18 protein-coding genes are annotated in these 14,618 nt (G+C 40.0%); 6 read left to right on the forward strand and 12 right to left on the reverse strand.

Annotated elements, in window-relative coordinates; all coding sequences use genetic code 11:
• The first annotated feature begins 3 nt into the window (after positions 1-3).
• Positions 4-234 carry a YlaI family protein gene (locus AC3WTB_RS02270; RefSeq protein ID WP_024424769.1) on the forward strand — a complete coding sequence of 77 codons (231 nt, stop codon included), beginning with the start codon at positions 4-6 and terminating at the stop codon, positions 232-234.
• Positions 235-265: 31 nt separating this feature from the next.
• Here AC3WTB_RS02270 and AC3WTB_RS02275 read toward each other — a convergent pair whose 3' ends face one another.
• A complete protein-coding gene (locus AC3WTB_RS02275) occupies positions 266-547 on the reverse strand; it encodes a YlaH-like family protein (RefSeq protein WP_044334035.1) in 282 nt (93 codons plus the stop codon).
• Between the two features lie 96 nt (positions 548-643).
• Positions 644-2,482: a translational GTPase TypA gene (gene typA / locus AC3WTB_RS02280; protein WP_024424768.1), complete on the reverse strand. Its 1,839-nt coding sequence runs from the start codon at positions 2,480-2,482 to the stop codon at positions 644-646.
• 113 nt (positions 2,483-2,595) lie between these two features.
• On the opposite strand from typA, the gene AC3WTB_RS02285 reads away from it, so the two are divergent.
• Both AC3WTB_RS02285 and AC3WTB_RS02290 read left to right on the forward strand, forming a co-directional pair.
• Positions 2,596-2,775, forward strand: a complete 180-nt coding sequence (locus AC3WTB_RS02285) for a DUF5325 family protein (protein WP_024426900.1) — start codon at positions 2,596-2,598, stop codon at positions 2,773-2,775.
• Between the two features lie 275 nt (positions 2,776-3,050).
• On the forward strand, positions 3,051-3,686 hold the full coding sequence (locus tag AC3WTB_RS02290; protein WP_024424766.1) for a hypothetical protein: 636 nt from the start codon (positions 3,051-3,053) through the stop codon (positions 3,684-3,686).
• A 42-nt stretch (positions 3,687-3,728) separates the two neighbouring features.
• Here AC3WTB_RS02290 and AC3WTB_RS02295 read toward each other — a convergent pair whose 3' ends face one another.
• The 6 genes from AC3WTB_RS02295 to AC3WTB_RS02320 all read right to left on the reverse strand — a co-directional run bounded on the left by AC3WTB_RS02295 (position 3,729) and on the right by AC3WTB_RS02320 (position 7,958).
• Entirely contained in the window at positions 3,729-4,025 is a 297-nt protein-coding gene (locus AC3WTB_RS02295) for an anti-sigma factor family protein (RefSeq protein ID WP_339209428.1), read from the reverse strand.
• Positions 4,022-4,540 carry a sigma-70 family RNA polymerase sigma factor gene (locus AC3WTB_RS02300; protein ID WP_335373736.1) on the reverse strand — a complete coding sequence of 173 codons (519 nt, stop codon included), beginning with the start codon at positions 4,538-4,540 and terminating at the stop codon, positions 4,022-4,024. The genes AC3WTB_RS02295 and AC3WTB_RS02300 overlap by 4 nt, the downstream gene beginning before the upstream one ends.
• Positions 4,540-4,803, reverse strand: coding sequence for a hypothetical protein (locus AC3WTB_RS02305; RefSeq protein WP_492333253.1), 264 nt, complete (start codon positions 4,801-4,803; stop codon positions 4,540-4,542). Before AC3WTB_RS02305 ends, AC3WTB_RS02300 begins: the two co-directional genes overlap by 1 nt.
• Positions 4,793-6,718, reverse strand: coding sequence for a hypothetical protein (locus AC3WTB_RS02310; RefSeq protein WP_492333254.1), 1,926 nt, complete (start codon positions 6,716-6,718; stop codon positions 4,793-4,795). Before AC3WTB_RS02310 ends, AC3WTB_RS02305 begins: the two co-directional genes overlap by 11 nt.
• 111 nt (positions 6,719-6,829) lie before the next feature.
• Positions 6,830-7,636: an inositol monophosphatase family protein gene (locus tag AC3WTB_RS02315; protein WP_099663224.1), complete on the reverse strand. Its 807-nt coding sequence runs from the start codon at positions 7,634-7,636 to the stop codon at positions 6,830-6,832.
• Positions 7,637-7,769: 133 nt separating this feature from the next.
• Positions 7,770-7,958: a YkzI domain-containing protein gene (locus AC3WTB_RS02320; RefSeq protein ID WP_039178243.1), complete on the reverse strand. Its 189-nt coding sequence runs from the start codon at positions 7,956-7,958 to the stop codon at positions 7,770-7,772.
• A 287-nt stretch (positions 7,959-8,245) separates the two neighbouring features.
• Here AC3WTB_RS02320 and AC3WTB_RS02325 point away from each other — a divergent pair, with 287 nt between their 5' ends.
• Positions 8,246-8,881, forward strand: a complete 636-nt coding sequence (locus AC3WTB_RS02325) for a DUF1054 domain-containing protein (RefSeq protein ID WP_492333255.1) — start codon at positions 8,246-8,248, stop codon at positions 8,879-8,881.
• A gap of 27 nt (positions 8,882-8,908) precedes the next feature.
• Here AC3WTB_RS02325 and AC3WTB_RS02330 read toward each other — a convergent pair whose 3' ends face one another.
• A complete protein-coding gene (locus AC3WTB_RS02330) occupies positions 8,909-9,178 on the reverse strand; it encodes a UPF0223 family protein (protein WP_039178240.1) in 270 nt (89 codons plus the stop codon).
• A gap of 190 nt (positions 9,179-9,368) precedes the next feature.
• Here AC3WTB_RS02330 and AC3WTB_RS02335 point away from each other — a divergent pair, with 190 nt between their 5' ends.
• Positions 9,369-10,841, forward strand: a complete 1,473-nt coding sequence (locus AC3WTB_RS02335) for an aminotransferase class I/II-fold pyridoxal phosphate-dependent enzyme (RefSeq protein WP_144495004.1) — start codon at positions 9,369-9,371, stop codon at positions 10,839-10,841.
• Positions 10,842-10,886: 45 nt separating this feature from the next.
• Here AC3WTB_RS02335 and AC3WTB_RS02340 read toward each other — a convergent pair whose 3' ends face one another.
• The gene (locus tag AC3WTB_RS02340) at positions 10,887-11,006 is read right to left on the reverse strand and encodes a GapA-binding peptide SR1P (RefSeq protein ID WP_003212464.1); all 120 of its coding nucleotides are present in this window, start codon (positions 11,004-11,006) and stop codon (positions 10,887-10,889) included.
• Positions 11,007-11,323: 317 nt separating this feature from the next.
• On the opposite strand from AC3WTB_RS02340, the gene AC3WTB_RS02345 reads away from it, so the two are divergent.
• Complete coding sequence (locus AC3WTB_RS02345) at positions 11,324-11,704, forward strand: hypothetical protein (protein WP_224929246.1); 381 nt, start codon at positions 11,324-11,326, stop codon at positions 11,702-11,704.
• Between the two features lie 124 nt (positions 11,705-11,828).
• On the opposite strand, the gene lpdA is transcribed toward AC3WTB_RS02345, so the two are convergent.
• The gene (gene lpdA / locus AC3WTB_RS02350) at positions 11,829-13,241 is read right to left on the reverse strand and encodes a dihydrolipoyl dehydrogenase (RefSeq protein WP_039178233.1); all 1,413 of its coding nucleotides are present in this window, start codon (positions 13,239-13,241) and stop codon (positions 11,829-11,831) included.
• Between the two features lie 4 nt (positions 13,242-13,245).
• A complete protein-coding gene (locus AC3WTB_RS02355; protein WP_492333256.1) occupies positions 13,246-14,583 on the reverse strand; it encodes a dihydrolipoamide acetyltransferase family protein in 1,338 nt (445 codons plus the stop codon).
• Between the last annotated feature and the right edge of the window lie 35 nt (positions 14,584-14,618).

Genomic DNA, 14,618 nt, shown 5'->3' on the forward strand with positions numbered 1-14,618 from the left:
ATGATGAGAGTGAAGTGCTCATTATGTGAAAAGCTTGAAACCATTGATGATGATACACTCGTTGCGAAACGGTTAAGAAACCGGCCAATTCATACATATATGTGCGATGACTGCCAAGAACGCATTAAAATAAAGACAGAAGCTCGCATCAAAACCGGCAGATTCTCTCTTTATCAGGATCCTGCTACAAAAGAGAAAAAGAAGAAAAAAGGAAAGAAAGAACAAAAGACATAAAAAAAGACCTGACACATGTTCAGGTCTTTTTTTACGTATTGACTGTTCCTTCTTTTTTCGCACGATGCAGCCGTATTTTATAAATAATCAAAATGGCAGCTGCCACAACAAGGCCTTCCGCTACTGGCAGGAAGATTCCTAGAAATGTGAGAAACGTGCAGCCAAAAATCAAAAACAAATAAATCACGAGCGCTTTTAAAATCGGTAAACGTCTTGCAAAGCCGAGCTTAAAAACAATAATCGCTAAAACAAGGATGGTGCCATATAGGAGCCACATCCCTGTTTGCGGATTTTCATCGACACGAAACAGCATCGCGAAAAAGGATAGATTTTCACTTACTTCCTGATCATTCAAAAAGATTCCCTCCCCTTATCTTTCAGGGTTCTATCTTTTTAATTCTTCATGGAATTAAGATAATCCTGCTAGCTTTTTCTTCTTCGCTGCTTTCTCACGTTCGTTTTTGTCTAAAATTTTCTTTCTAAGACGAATGGATTCAGGTGTAACCTCACAGTATTCGTCTTCATTCAAGTACTCAAGAGATTCCTCAAGTGACATAATACGAGGTTTTTTCATGCTAACCGTTTGATCTTTCGTCGCTGAACGTACGTTTGTTTGTTGTTTCATACGGCTTACGTTTACAACAAGGTCGTTCTCACGGTTATGCTCCCCAACAATCATCCCTTGGTATACTTCAGTACCTGGCTCAACGAAGATCACACCGCGCTCTTCAACACCTTGGATTCCGTAAGCAGTCGCTTTACCTGTTTCCATTGAAACAAGTACACCTTGACGGCGTCCGCCGACTTGACCAGACTGCATTGGCTGGTAGCTGTCAAACGTATGGTTCAAAATACCAAAACCACGAGTTAATGAAAGAAATTCAGTTGTATATCCAATTAAACCACGTGATGGCACTGTAAAGATCAGGCGAACTTGACCGTTACCATTGTTGATCATGTCAATCATTTCACCTTTTCTTGCACCCATTGATTCCATAACAGAGCCAGTATGCTCTTCCGGTACATCAATTTGAACGCGCTCAACAGGCTCACATCGAACACCATCAACTTCTTTTACAATAACTTCTGGCTTCGATACTTGTAATTCAAATCCTTCACGTCTCATATTCTCAATGAGAATGGATAAGTGAAGCTCTCCGCGTCCAGAAACAACCCAAGCATCAGGTGAATCAGTTGGATCCACACGAAGACTGACGTCTGTTTGAAGCTGCTGCTCTAAACGCTCTTCGATTTTACGTGATGTCACGTATTTTCCTTCACGGCCTGCAAATGGGCTGTTGTTTACAACAAACGTCATTTGAAGTGTCGGCTCATCAATACGAAGGATTGGAAGTGCCTCTTGGTGTTCTACCGGACAAACCGTTTCACCTACGTTGATGTCTTCCATTCCAGATACAGCGACAAGATCTCCCGCTTTCGCTTCGTTGATTTCCACTCGTTTTAACCCTTGGAAACCAAAGATCTTTGTTACACGGAATTGTTTCACAGTGCCGTCGACTTTCATCAAGGCTACCTGCTGTCCTACTTGCATTGTTCCTCTGAATACACGGCCAATTCCAATTCTGCCAACATAATCATTGTAATCAAGTAGCGCCACTTGGAATTGAAGCGGCTCTTCATGGTTATCAACCGGGCAAGGAATATGGTTCACAATAGCTTCAAACAAAGATTCCATGTTTTCATCTTGCTTGCTCGCATCGTTACTTGCTGTACCATTGATTGCTGATGCATAGACAACTGGGAACTCAAGCTGTTCTTCTGTTGCATCCAATTCAATGAACAAGTCAATCACTTCATCGACTACTTCAGCCGGACGAGCAAAGTCGCGGTCAATTTTATTGACGACAACGATTGGTGTTAAGTTTTGCTCAAGTGCTTTTTTCAGCACAAAGCGTGTTTGAGGCATACAGCCTTCATAAGCATCCACAACAAGGAGTACACCATCTACCATTTTCATGATACGCTCAACTTCACCACCGAAATCGGCGTGTCCTGGTGTATCTAAAATATTAATGCGTGTATCTTTATAATTTATCGCAGTATTTTTAGCTAAAATCGTAATACCGCGCTCTCGCTCTAAATCATTTGAATCCATGGCTCTCTCAGCGATATTTTCATTCGCACGGAAAGTACCAGCTTGATGGAGCAATTGGTCAACAAGCGTCGTTTTACCATGGTCAACGTGGGCAATAATTGCGATGTTGCGAAGGTCTTTTCGAAGTTTCACATTTTCATCTCCTAAAATAATTAGATAACTTTCATATTATATCACAATCCCCTTTAAATGCCGATCGTTTTTCTGTAAACTTATATTAACTCTAAAAAAAGGGATGGGGACATATGAAACAAATCAAATGGCTTCTATTATTATGTGCATTACTTGCAGTTGTCAGTATGGCGTTTATTGGGGTAACTCTTGCAGAAAAAAACATACTGGGCATATGTCTAAGCATTGTATTCGCCATGATTTTCATGGGTACAGGATTTACATTAAAAAGAAAATTAAACGTGCAATCATAAAATTAGGTAAAAGTCTTTTACATTCTACATGTAGAAGGCTTTTTATTTTGAGTAAAAACAAGACAATTCACCTATGAAAGCTCCATTCATCAGACGAAACGTATATTGAAGGATTGACAAAAATAAGCAATCAGAACCCCTCCATTTTTCGACAAGAACTTTTATAGTTCTCCAAAAACAAACATAAAGTTACAATTTTCCTATTCTTCCATAAAGTTTCTCATGGTATGCTGTTCTTGCAACAAAATTTAACAGAAAAGGGAGAGAAAAGAAGCATGAAGAAGTTTTTGAGCAAATCGCTCAGCTCTGTTGTATTTTTCGCTTTAGCTATCATTCTTACTTTCACAACAGTAGCTCCTGGGCAAGCAAGCGCTGCAACTTTCAAAGGCATTCCTTTTGAACAGCAGCAAATCATTAAAGAATTATTGGAGAAAAACGAGCGAGTCATCAACATTCTCATCAATTCATTTGTTGAGGAAGACAACAACTACACATTTGATGTGAAAAAAGCTGTTGAGCTCGGACTAACTGAAGAAGAAGCGGCGACTGCTGAGAAATTCTTAGATCGCGCAGCTGTTCTTACAATCGTTTTCAGTGAAAGCATCACTAAAAACGAAAAAGGGAAATTGGTTTTTGATGCAGCAAAAGCTGTTGAACTTGGTCTTACAAAAGAAGAAGCGGCTAAATTCGAAAAGCTTTTCAAATCAGTGATCAGAATTGCTGATCTTGCTGGTGATGCGCTTGTTCTAGACAAAAAAGGAAACGTTGTGATTGATTCAAAAATCGCAAAAGGTCTTGGATTCAGCTCTACTGAATTACTTGTTTTCAACCAAATGCTTAAGAAAATTCCTCAAGAGCAATTAAAAACGTTTTATGATGCAGTTCAAATTGCGAAAGAAAAATTAAGCTAAGCTCAGAAAAACCCCCATCTGGTTTATCCAGATGGGGGTTTTTTATTTCAGCCAATAAAGAATGATCATCATGGCGTATCCTATACCAAACGCGATACTTGCTCGATATAACAGCTTGCCATAGTAGCGCTTTTCAAATTTTCTTCTTTCTTCCTTTTCATCTATATATGGCATGAGATCAGGAGTCTGTATAAGGGAAATCGGCTCTTTCATTTCGTGATAAAGGTGTTGGCAGCTCTCGCAGGATTGTAAGTGCTCTGCAACAATTTCATTTGTTTCTGCACTTGTGTCCCCCTCTATATAAAGTGGTAACAATTCTTCAATCAAATAACAGCTCATTTATTGAACTCCTCACAATGTAGCATTCGCTTCAGCTCTAATCTGGCTCGATGAAGGGTTGTTTTGACTTTAGATAAAGTCCAATTCAAAATTTCAGCTACTTCTTCATATGACAATTCTTGAATATCTCTTAAAATGAGGACCTCCCGGTAGGAATCCTTCAGCTGATAAATATGATGCCACAGCCTTTCTATATCAGCTTGTTTTTCAATGTGATCTTCTGGTGTCGTGAACGACTGCTGCTCTAAGAAATCCATTTCCTCTACGTTCGTAAAAGTCCATTTTACTTTTCGGCGATAATCATTCACAAATGTGTGATACGCAATGGTATAAAGCCATGTTTTTATACTTGAATGTCCCTTAAAGGAGGACAACCCATGCAGTGCCTTCATAAATACGTCCTGTGCAAGGTCCTTGGCCGTTTCCATATTTCCCGTCCGGCGATATAAATATTTGGTGATTTCCTGAAAATATTCTTGATAGATTTTTTCAATTTGGTCTGCTGGTCTGGACATCAAAAATAAAACCACACAGTCATCCAAATCGATAAAACGATAAAAAAGAAATATAACGAGTAAATAAACCCTTTCATACGTTTTAACTCGTCATAGTCCTTCTGACCTTCCATCGGCGCTGAAGACGGCTTTTTACCCGTGACCGCATGCTGAAATTGCTGTTCGTGTGCCTTCATCCAGCTAGCTGCCTCGCCTCCCAGATCCCCTTCTTGATACAGTTCATATAAGTCTTGAAAGATGGCTTGTTTTTCTTTATCTGTCAAAACGATGCACCTCTTTTGTTCGTCCATTCACTTCATAGATTTTATGCTCATTTGATCCGAAGGTTTGTATGATGACAAGCCATGAAATGTCGATGTTCCCTTCTTTGTCGATCATTCTCACAGGTTTTATTTGCTTTTTATAGATCGTATATGGTTTATACCTTTTAAGTACTTGCTGATAGACGTCCTCACGATCTTGATTAGATACTGCGTGCGGGATAGAAGAAGCAACTTGCACTCTCAACTCAATTCCATCATCCCCTTTAAACAGATTGACGACATGAGAGGAGCGTTTAAATGTATATTGTTTACTTTCACTAGTGCCTATTTCTTTCCTTACGTCTTTTGGTGTTTTCCCTATGATCTTTAACAAATCTTCATCGCTAACGTTCCCTTTTTTCTGTTGAAGAAACGCTTTTGACAGCTTGAAGCTGATGACTTCATTTGATGAGCCATTAAATAGAAACTCCGATTGATCTTTTGTTGTGACCCTCACTTCATGCTGCCAATCAAAATAAAATTCATCAATGCCTGTGATTTGATAAGCTGGCGGCTTGAGGTTTAAATGTTTATAAATACTGTTGATCCAGTTTTTTATCTCCGTTTCTGTTAAATGGATTCCGTCAATATCCTTTAATTGAAAGATGGCGTTTACGTATTGCGCTTGTCGAAGCGTCCCTTTTTCCCAGGTGGCAGACGCTAAACTGTCCTCTTCATTCTGAGACATTTTTGGCAGAAGAAGAACGTTCGTCTCTCCATCCTCTTTTTGTACAGTCAATTGAATGCGATTGAGATCTATTGACCTTCCGCTTCTTTCGAAAAATTCAATGGTCTTTTGCCTATATTCTTTATCGGTCAGTTCCTTTCCCTCTACACGACCTCGATAAGAATATTCGCTTAATTCACCTGTAAACGGAGAAATATTCACTTCATACTGATCATCTGCAAACACGTAATGATAAGGGATAGGCTGATGACTAGCATTTAAATACAGCGATTGATTCTCCGGTACAAACTTTGAAGCGAATGCTTTTGCACTTGCTGCTGATAAAGGGCGATATTCTTCCGAGAAAGTATCTACCAGTTCCGTTTTGGTGAATTGGAACATGGTATGAGGGATATTGATAATCGGATTGAGTAATAGCAGAAAAAAGACAGCTATACAACCAGCGCCCCACTGCCTTAATCTCACTTTGTCCCGCAGTAAAGCAGATAACAAATAAATCGTCATAAAGCTTCCTGCTGCTGCCGCTAAAATGACAATCGATTTAAATGTAGATTGAAGTTCATACTTCGAAATAGAAGGATAAAAAATATAAAGCAGGGCTGCAAAAATTAGGCCATAGAACAACAGCAATCCCTTCCACTTCCAGTGCCAAAACAAGCGAAAGAAAAGATGCAGTACTAAAGCGGCAAAGCCAGCCATAACCAAAATGGTGATCAGATCTCTCCATACTAGCCCCATATCACCGCTAAGAAAGAACTTTTTGCTTTCAGCAAACACAATAAACACGGTTTGACATAAAGGCAGAAGTAATACAGATAAATCAAAAGCAAAAAACATGCCTTTATTTTTTAAATAAGGAAGAGTAATCACATAGTACAGTGATGCAAGCAAAACATACCCATAAATGAGAAATTGCATGAAATCTGTCAGCACTTCAAATGTTTCGATCGTATACTGTCTAGCTAGGACTTGGTGGATCATTTCAACTGTCATTCCGCCAAGCAGAACAACTCTTAATACGATTCCAGCATAAAATACATAACCACTCTTCTTTTCTTTCCATAGCGGAAGTGTCATGAAAAGAACAAATAGTCCAAGTACACACCATTGAATGATGCGGATACTATACTCATTTAAAATAAAATACCTTTCAAAATGGAGCGATAAATCACTAAACAAATCAAACATTGATACACAATCCTTTACATAAAATTAAGGCCTCATTCGTATAGACATTCGCCTTACCAAAAAGTTTCAGGAAAAACAAAAAATCACTTCATTCTCATGAAGTGATTCTGTTTATTTTTTATTTCCGCTTCCTTTTATGTAATCATGCAAGATTTTTTCACAAATGGATCGATTTCCGGCGACTATGCTGTTTTTATCTAGGAACGTAAGACGTTCTCCGTGAATATTTGAGTAAACAGCCCCTACTTCATCAAGCAGTACGCAGCCCGCTGCATAATCCCATGGCGCAAGCCTTAACGTGACATATGCGTCACTTCTGCCGCTTGCAATATAAGCAAGCTCAAGGGCAGCGGATCCAATCGTTCGTGTCCCTCTCACATCACGCACAAGACGGGCAAATGGTTTGGCGTCAAAATAAGGGCTTTCGATCGCCCATGTCGGATTAATCCCCACAATGGCTTTTTCAATCTCCACATCTTTTAATCGAGGGAGGAGGGTATCGTTCATATAAGCTCCTTCTCCTTTGATGGCATGGTAGAGCTCGTTATGAATGACGTCATAAATAAGACCGATTTTCCCAACACCATTTTCAAATATCCCGATTGAAATGGCAAAGTTGCGTTTTTGATGGACAAAGTTCATTGTGCCATCGATCGGATCAATGATCCACACAATTCCATCGAGTGAGGTCACCTCTTCCCCTTGTCCCTCTTCTCCTAAAATGTGATGGTCTGAAAATGTCGACTGTATTTTTTCAATAAAAAAACGCTCTGTTTCTTTATCGATATTCGTGACAAGATCATTTGGATTTGATTTTGTTTCAATTGATAGACCTTCCTGCATGGACGCTTTAATACGGCTCCCTGCTTCTTTTACCCAGAGCTTTGCAAGACGGTCAATTTCCACCCAGTTTGTCATCAGATTGTAAACCTCTTTTCTATGTAGGACCTATTTGTAATAGCATACTGATATTATGTACGTAAAAGCAAGAAAAAAGCAGCTTCATACAAAAACGAACCGATGAATTGGTTCGTTTTTACCTCACCTTGTTTTACCCTTGAAGCTGCTCCCATTCTTTTCTTAGGCGCTCAAGCTTTCGTTTGCTGCGTTCGATTTGGATGTCATCTTTATGCTCGATGGCTTCATGAAGCGTAGAAAGCTCATAATCAACCTCTAATCTCCACACAGCGATGCGATTCTTCTTCTCCTGCCTATACCCCTGCTTCACGATTTGCTTCATTGGTCAACGCCCCTTCCAGAGAATGATTCATTCCTTGTCAGTTTTCATTGATAAAAAATTCAATCGATAAGAGAAATGGTTCTTGCTTATATCGTATGAAGCGATCGCATAACCGCAACGACATTCTGAAAATTGTGTCTTTACCTATTTGTTATGTACCACAAAATTGATGATTTTAAACGCTGCACCACGACCTTCATAAACTTTGATCTGACGGTGCATCTTTTTTTGAGCTTGACCCAAGCTATGATAAAATATGATCAGCGAAAAGATACAGGAGGCATAACATGAGTGAAATGCGTTTTAGAGATGAAGATTTTGAAACATTCACAGTTGATGGTTTAGATGAACGAATGACTGTATTAAAAGAAAGAGTCCGTCCAAAGCTTGAGGCAATTGGCGAACATTTTGCACCACTTCTTTCTTCTATTACAGGAGACGAAATGTTTGTACACGTCGCAAAGCATGCTAGAAGATCTGTCAACCCACCAAATGATACGTGGGTTGCTTTTGCAAACAGTAAGCGCGGATATAAAAAACTTCCTCATTTTCAAATCGGGCTTTGGAAAACACATGTCTTTGTCTGGTTTGCACTCATTTATGAATCTCCAGTAAAAGGTGAGTATGGCCAGCTATTTGAAAAAGAACTAGACACCATCCAGCAGAAAATACCGCAAGATTTTGTTTGGTCTAAAGATCATATGAAACCAGATGTCATGCTTCACAGCGAACTAGATTCAGAACAGCTGAAAACGCTGTTTGAACGTGTTCAAACAGTCAAGAAAGCCGAGCTTCTTTGCGGCATTCAGCTGCCTAGAGAGGAAGTCGTTCAAATGAATAATGAAGAATTCCTATCAAAAATTGAAAATGCCTTCCGCACGCTGACGTATCTATACCGTTTTACACAAAAAGAATCTGTATGAAAAAACGAGCCCTTTTAGGCTCGTTTTTTACATACGTATAATAGCAGTCTCTTCTGCCTCTCTTGCGGTTTTTACTGCATGATAAGGGGAATACCCGCTTCCCTTTTCAAACGCCGCACAATGCGTTTTTTCCTCTGCTTTTGATGGCACAACCTCTTTAAATCGTTTATATGCGTCTAATAACTCCTGCTTCGCAATTCCTTTTTCATAGGCTTTTTCAACAGCCTGAAAAAATGAAATGACCGCAATCTTTTCCTCTGTTGTCCAGTCGACATCCATTGGATATTGATATTCCATTTACTTGTCCCTCACTTTAATACTCATTTCTGATTTGAACTTTTATTATAGCATCTGTTTGTTCAGAAACCGATTGATTTTATGCTTTACATTCCGATCAGTTCATAATATAATTCTTTTGTTTTATGCAATGAAATCTGCTGTAATTGGCACAATAATAGCAGGTATTTCGATGAAGGTGGGAAAGCAATTGTCACAACATGATACACCCTTATACACTGGACTAAAAAAACACGCAGCAACCAATCCAGTCCAATTTCATATTCCAGGCCATAAAAAAGGAGCCGGAATGGATCCTGAATTTAGAGCATTCATTGGCGACAATGCATTAAGCATTGACCTCATTAATATAGAACCTCTCGATGATTTACATTCACCTCGAGGGATGATAAAAGAAGCACAGGAGCTTGCTGCTGAAGCCTTCGGTGCTGATCATACGTTTTTCTCTATTCAAGGAACAAGCGGCGCCATCATGACAATGGTGATGACGGTATGCGGACCTGGAGATAAAATTATCGTTCCTCGTAACGTTCATAAATCAATTATGTCCGCGATTGTATTTTCTGGCGCCATTCCTGTTTTTATTCACCCAGAAATAGACAAAGAGCTTGGCATCTCTCACGGTATTACACCTGAATCAGCCAAAAAGGCGCTCACTAAGCATCCAGATGCGAAAGGTTTACTTGTCATTAATCCAACGTATTTTGGTATTTCAGCAGACTTAAAATCAATCGTAGACATTGCCCATTCATTTGATGTGCCTGTCCTTGTCGATGAAGCACACGGTGTGCACATCCATTTTCATGATGAGCTTCCCCTCTCTGCGATGCAGGCAGGTGCCGACATGGCAGCAACAAGTGTCCATAAACTCGGCGGCTCTCTTACGCAAAGCTCTATTTTAAATATGAAGGAAGGGCTTGTTTCAAAAGACCGTGTGCAATCGATTTTGAGTATGCTGACGACAACATCCACTTCTTATTTGCTCTTAGCGTCACTTGATGTCGCTCGAAAACGATTAGCCACTGAAGGAAAGGCACTTGCAGACGAAGCCATTCGTTTGGCTGAATCAGCGAGAGACCGCTTGAATCAAATTGACGGCATTAGCTGCATTGGCAAGGAAATACTTGGATCAGCTTCTACTTACGATTATGACCCAACGAAATTAATTATTTCCATTAAAGACCTTGGGTTAAACGGACATGATGTCGAAAAATGGCTGAGAGAAAGCTATCGAATTGAAGTAGAACTCTCTGACCTTTATAATATTTTATGTATCGTAACCCCTGGCGATTCAGATGAGACAATTGATACGCTCGTGACGGCGATGCAGGAAATTGCCGCAGCGTCTACTCGTGACGGCGGCAAACAAGCGGTAACAGAGGTACTGCTGCCTGAGATCCCATCGCTTGCTATGACGCCGCGTGACGCTTTTTATGCCACAACAGAAGTCGTTCCTTTTAAGGAAGCAGTCGGCCGCATCACCGCAGAGTTTGTGATGGTATATCCGCCAGGAATTCCAATTTTTATACCAGGTGAAATTATCACAGAAGAAAATATATCGTATATCTTTAAAAATATTGAAATTGGCCTCCCTGTCCAAGGACCTGAAGATTCAACGCTTGAAATGATCCGTGTGATTAAGGAACAAAAACCAATTTTATAAAAAAGAAACATGCAGCCCCAAATGGAGCTGCATGCTTTTTTTTATTTATTCAGAGGCTTCATCACAGCAATGACAGTGACCGCACGTTCCGTATAGCGTTGTCACTTTTTCATTTTCAAATTGATCAATGGTTTCATTGCAATCTTGACAAATAATTGTACCCACGTACATTCCCCTTTTCTTCATTTCATAGTTTGAAAGCGTTTGATCTATTTCTTATCTCTATAATATGATGTCACATTTAAGTTGTCAACGGTTAATTGTATGACACATTTAATCATTTTTTATAAATATGTGCTTTTTTCTCATCATATTGAGGGAACGTTTCAATTGTATTTTGCTTCATATCAATTCTGTAACAATTGAGTAACAATCGAAAATTGTCAAAAGGGACATGATACACTAGAGTGACTAACAGGGAACAAGCTCCTAAAAATGTTGGGACAACCCCAAATGATTTTGAGGTGAATAGATTGAATTTTATGAGGACACTTCTCATTATATTCCCCATGCTCTTTGTACTTAGTTCATGCTCATTTGCGTATATCATACCGACTCAGACCGACCAAGTCAGTCATATTCAAAAACCGAGAATTCTCTTTTTTACTGATGCAGAAAACCTTGATAAAGAAAGCCCTTATTATGATGCAGTCCTCGATTTAAAGAATGAATACCCTAAGGAAATGTCAAAAATGATTGTGAAAGAAGATCGTAAAGGCTGGAAAAATGAAGTTGATGAACTGCCGGCTATTTTACTTGTCAATGATGAAAAAGTCATCGTGAAGGTGGAAGGAAATGTTCGCAGTAAACAGGAGATCTTATCGCCCTTATGCCATGCTTTAGACCGCGTCAATACAAACTAATGATATTTTCCTTGCACTTATATATAACCATATGAAAAAACCCCTCACCTCATGAGGGGTTTTTCATATGGTGTTCAGGGCGCAAAAAAACCCTCTCCATCAAGGAGAGGGTTTCATAGGTTCATTATTTTACGATGTGGATTGGGCTTCCGATTGCTACTTCAGCCGTTTCCATTGTAATTTCACCTAATGTTGGGTGAGCGTGAATTGTCATAGCGATGTCTTCAGCAGTCACTCCAGCTTCGATTGCAAGGCTAAGCTCTGAAATCATATCAGAAGCGCCAACACCTGCGATTTGTGCACCGATAACTAGACCATCCTCTTTACGAGTGATCATTTTCATGAAGCCATCAGTTGCATCAAGAGAAAGTGCACGTCCGTTCGCTGCGAATGGGAATTTCGCTGCAACGATTTCGATTCCTTCTGCTTTTGCTTCTGCTTCAGTGTATCCAACAGTTGCAAGTTCTGGCTCAGAGAATACAACAGCAGGAATACCAAGGTAATCAATTTCAGCTGGCTCTCCAGCGATTGCTTCAGCTGCAATTTTACCTTCGTAAGAAGCTTTGTGTGCAAGTGGTGGTCCATCAACGATGTCACCGATTGCATAGATGTTAGATACGCTTGTACGGCATTGTTTGTCTGTTTTGACAACTCCGCGGTCAGTCAATTCAACACCAACTTGCTCAAGACCAAGCTCATCAGTGTTTGGACGACGACCAACAGTCACAAGTACGTAATCAGCATCAACTGTTTTTTCTTCACCTTTTACTTCGAATGTAACAGTGACACCATCAGATTTTTCTTCAACGCCTTTTGCAAGAGCGTTTGTATGGATTTCAACGTTTCCTTTTTTCTTCAGGTTACGTTTAACCAATGAGCTCATTTGCTTTTCGAAACCTGGAAGAATTTCGTCTCCACCTTCAAGGATCACAACTTCTGTTCCAAAGTTTGCATAAGCAGTACCAAGCTCAGTACCGATGTATCCACCACCGATGACAACTAACTTTTTAGGTACTTCTTTAAGCGCTAAAGCACCAGTTGAGTTGATCACGCGGTCTGTGTATTTAAAAGTAGGCAATTCGATTGGACGAGATCCAGTAGCAAGAATTGCATTTTTGAAAGTGTAAGTCTGTGCTGAATTTTCATCCATTACACGTACAGAGTTGCTGTCTACGAAATAAGCTTCACCTTTAACGATGTCTACTTTATTTCCTTTAAGAAGACCTTGAACTCCACCTGTTAATTTGTTTACAACAGAAGCTTTCCACTCTTGAACTTTTGTGAAATCAACTGTTACGTTTTCAGCTTTGATACCCATGTCTTCAGAATGCTTAGCATTTTCGAAACGATGGCCAGCATTGATTAATGCTTTTGAAGGAATACAACCAACGTTTAGACATACACCGCCAAGTGTTCCTTTTTCAACGATTGTTACTTTTTGTCCAAGCTGTGCAGCACGAATAGCAGCTACATATCCACCAGGACCTGCACCGATGACAAGAGTATCTGTTTCGATTGGGAAATCTCCTACTACCATGACATTACGCCTCCATTAAAATTAATTGTGGATCATTCAATAAACGCTTGATGTGGTTAAGGGCATTTTGCGCAGTAGCTCCGTCAATCATACGGTGGTCAAAGCTTAGGGAAAGAGCTAAGACTGGAGCTGCAACGATTTCGCCATCACGAACAACCGCTTTTTCAGCGATACGGCCAATACCAAGGATCGCTACTTCTGGGTGGTTGATGACTGGAGTAAACCATTGTCCACCAGCAGAACCGATGTTTGTGATTGTGCAAGATGCACCTTTCATTTCAGCTGGAGCCAATTTACCATCACGTGCTTTTGTTGCAAGCTCGTTGATTTCGTTAGACACTTCGAAAATTGCTTTGCGATCTGCATTTTTCACAACTGGAACGAGCAAGCCTTTTTCAGTATCAGCTGCAATTCCGATGTTGTAGTAATGCTTTTGCACAACTTCATCCGTTTTATCATCGATAGAAGTGTTAAGTACTGGGTACTTTTTCAAAGCAGAAGTTAGAGCTTTTACAACGTAAGGCAAGTAAGTTAACTTGATTCCTTGATCAGCTGCAACTTGTTTGAATTGTTTACGATGTGCAACAAGGTTTGTTACATCAACTTCATCCATTAATGTTACGTGAGGAGCTGTATGCTTAGAGTTCACCATTGCTTTCGCGATTGCTTTGCGGATTCCGCTCATTTTCTCGCGAGTTTCTGGGAATTCTCCTTCAAGAACTGGAGCTGCTGCCGCTTTAGGAGCTGCTTCTTCTTTCGCACTTTCAGCTGCTTGAGGTGCTGCTGGAGCTGCAGAACCACCATTAACGAAGCTGTCGATATCTTCTTTTAACACACGTCCGTTTTTACCAGAACCTGCAACTTTGTAAATTTCAACGCCTTTTTCACGAGCATATTTACGTACAGATGGCATAGCGATCACGCGTTTGTTTGGATCAGCATCTACTTGCTCTTGTGCGCCTGCACCAGTTGCTGCTGCCGCTTCTTCTTGTGCTACTTCTTTCTTCTCTGGCTCGTTACCAGCTTCAGCAGTACCTTGTACTTGAGCTTCAGTTTTTGCTTCGCCTTCTTCTTCGCTGCCTTTAAATTGAAGATTTTCGTAACCAGGTGCATCAAACGTAATGATTGTTTGTCCTACAGTTGCAACTGTTCCCTCTTCAACTTTTAATTCTAATACTTTTCCTTTAACAGGTGAAGGAATTTCTACAACTGCTTTATCATTTTGTACCTCTGCTAAAACGTCATCTTCATTGATTTCGTCGTTTGGTTTAACAAACCACTTAACGATCTCACCTTCGTGGATACCTTCTCCGATGTCCGGAAGTTTAAATTCAAATGCCACTGTTTTTCGCCTCCTAGATTTTGTTGAACCCTTGT

It is taken from the genome of Bacillus sp. EB106-04-04-XG123, assembly GCF_058791855.1.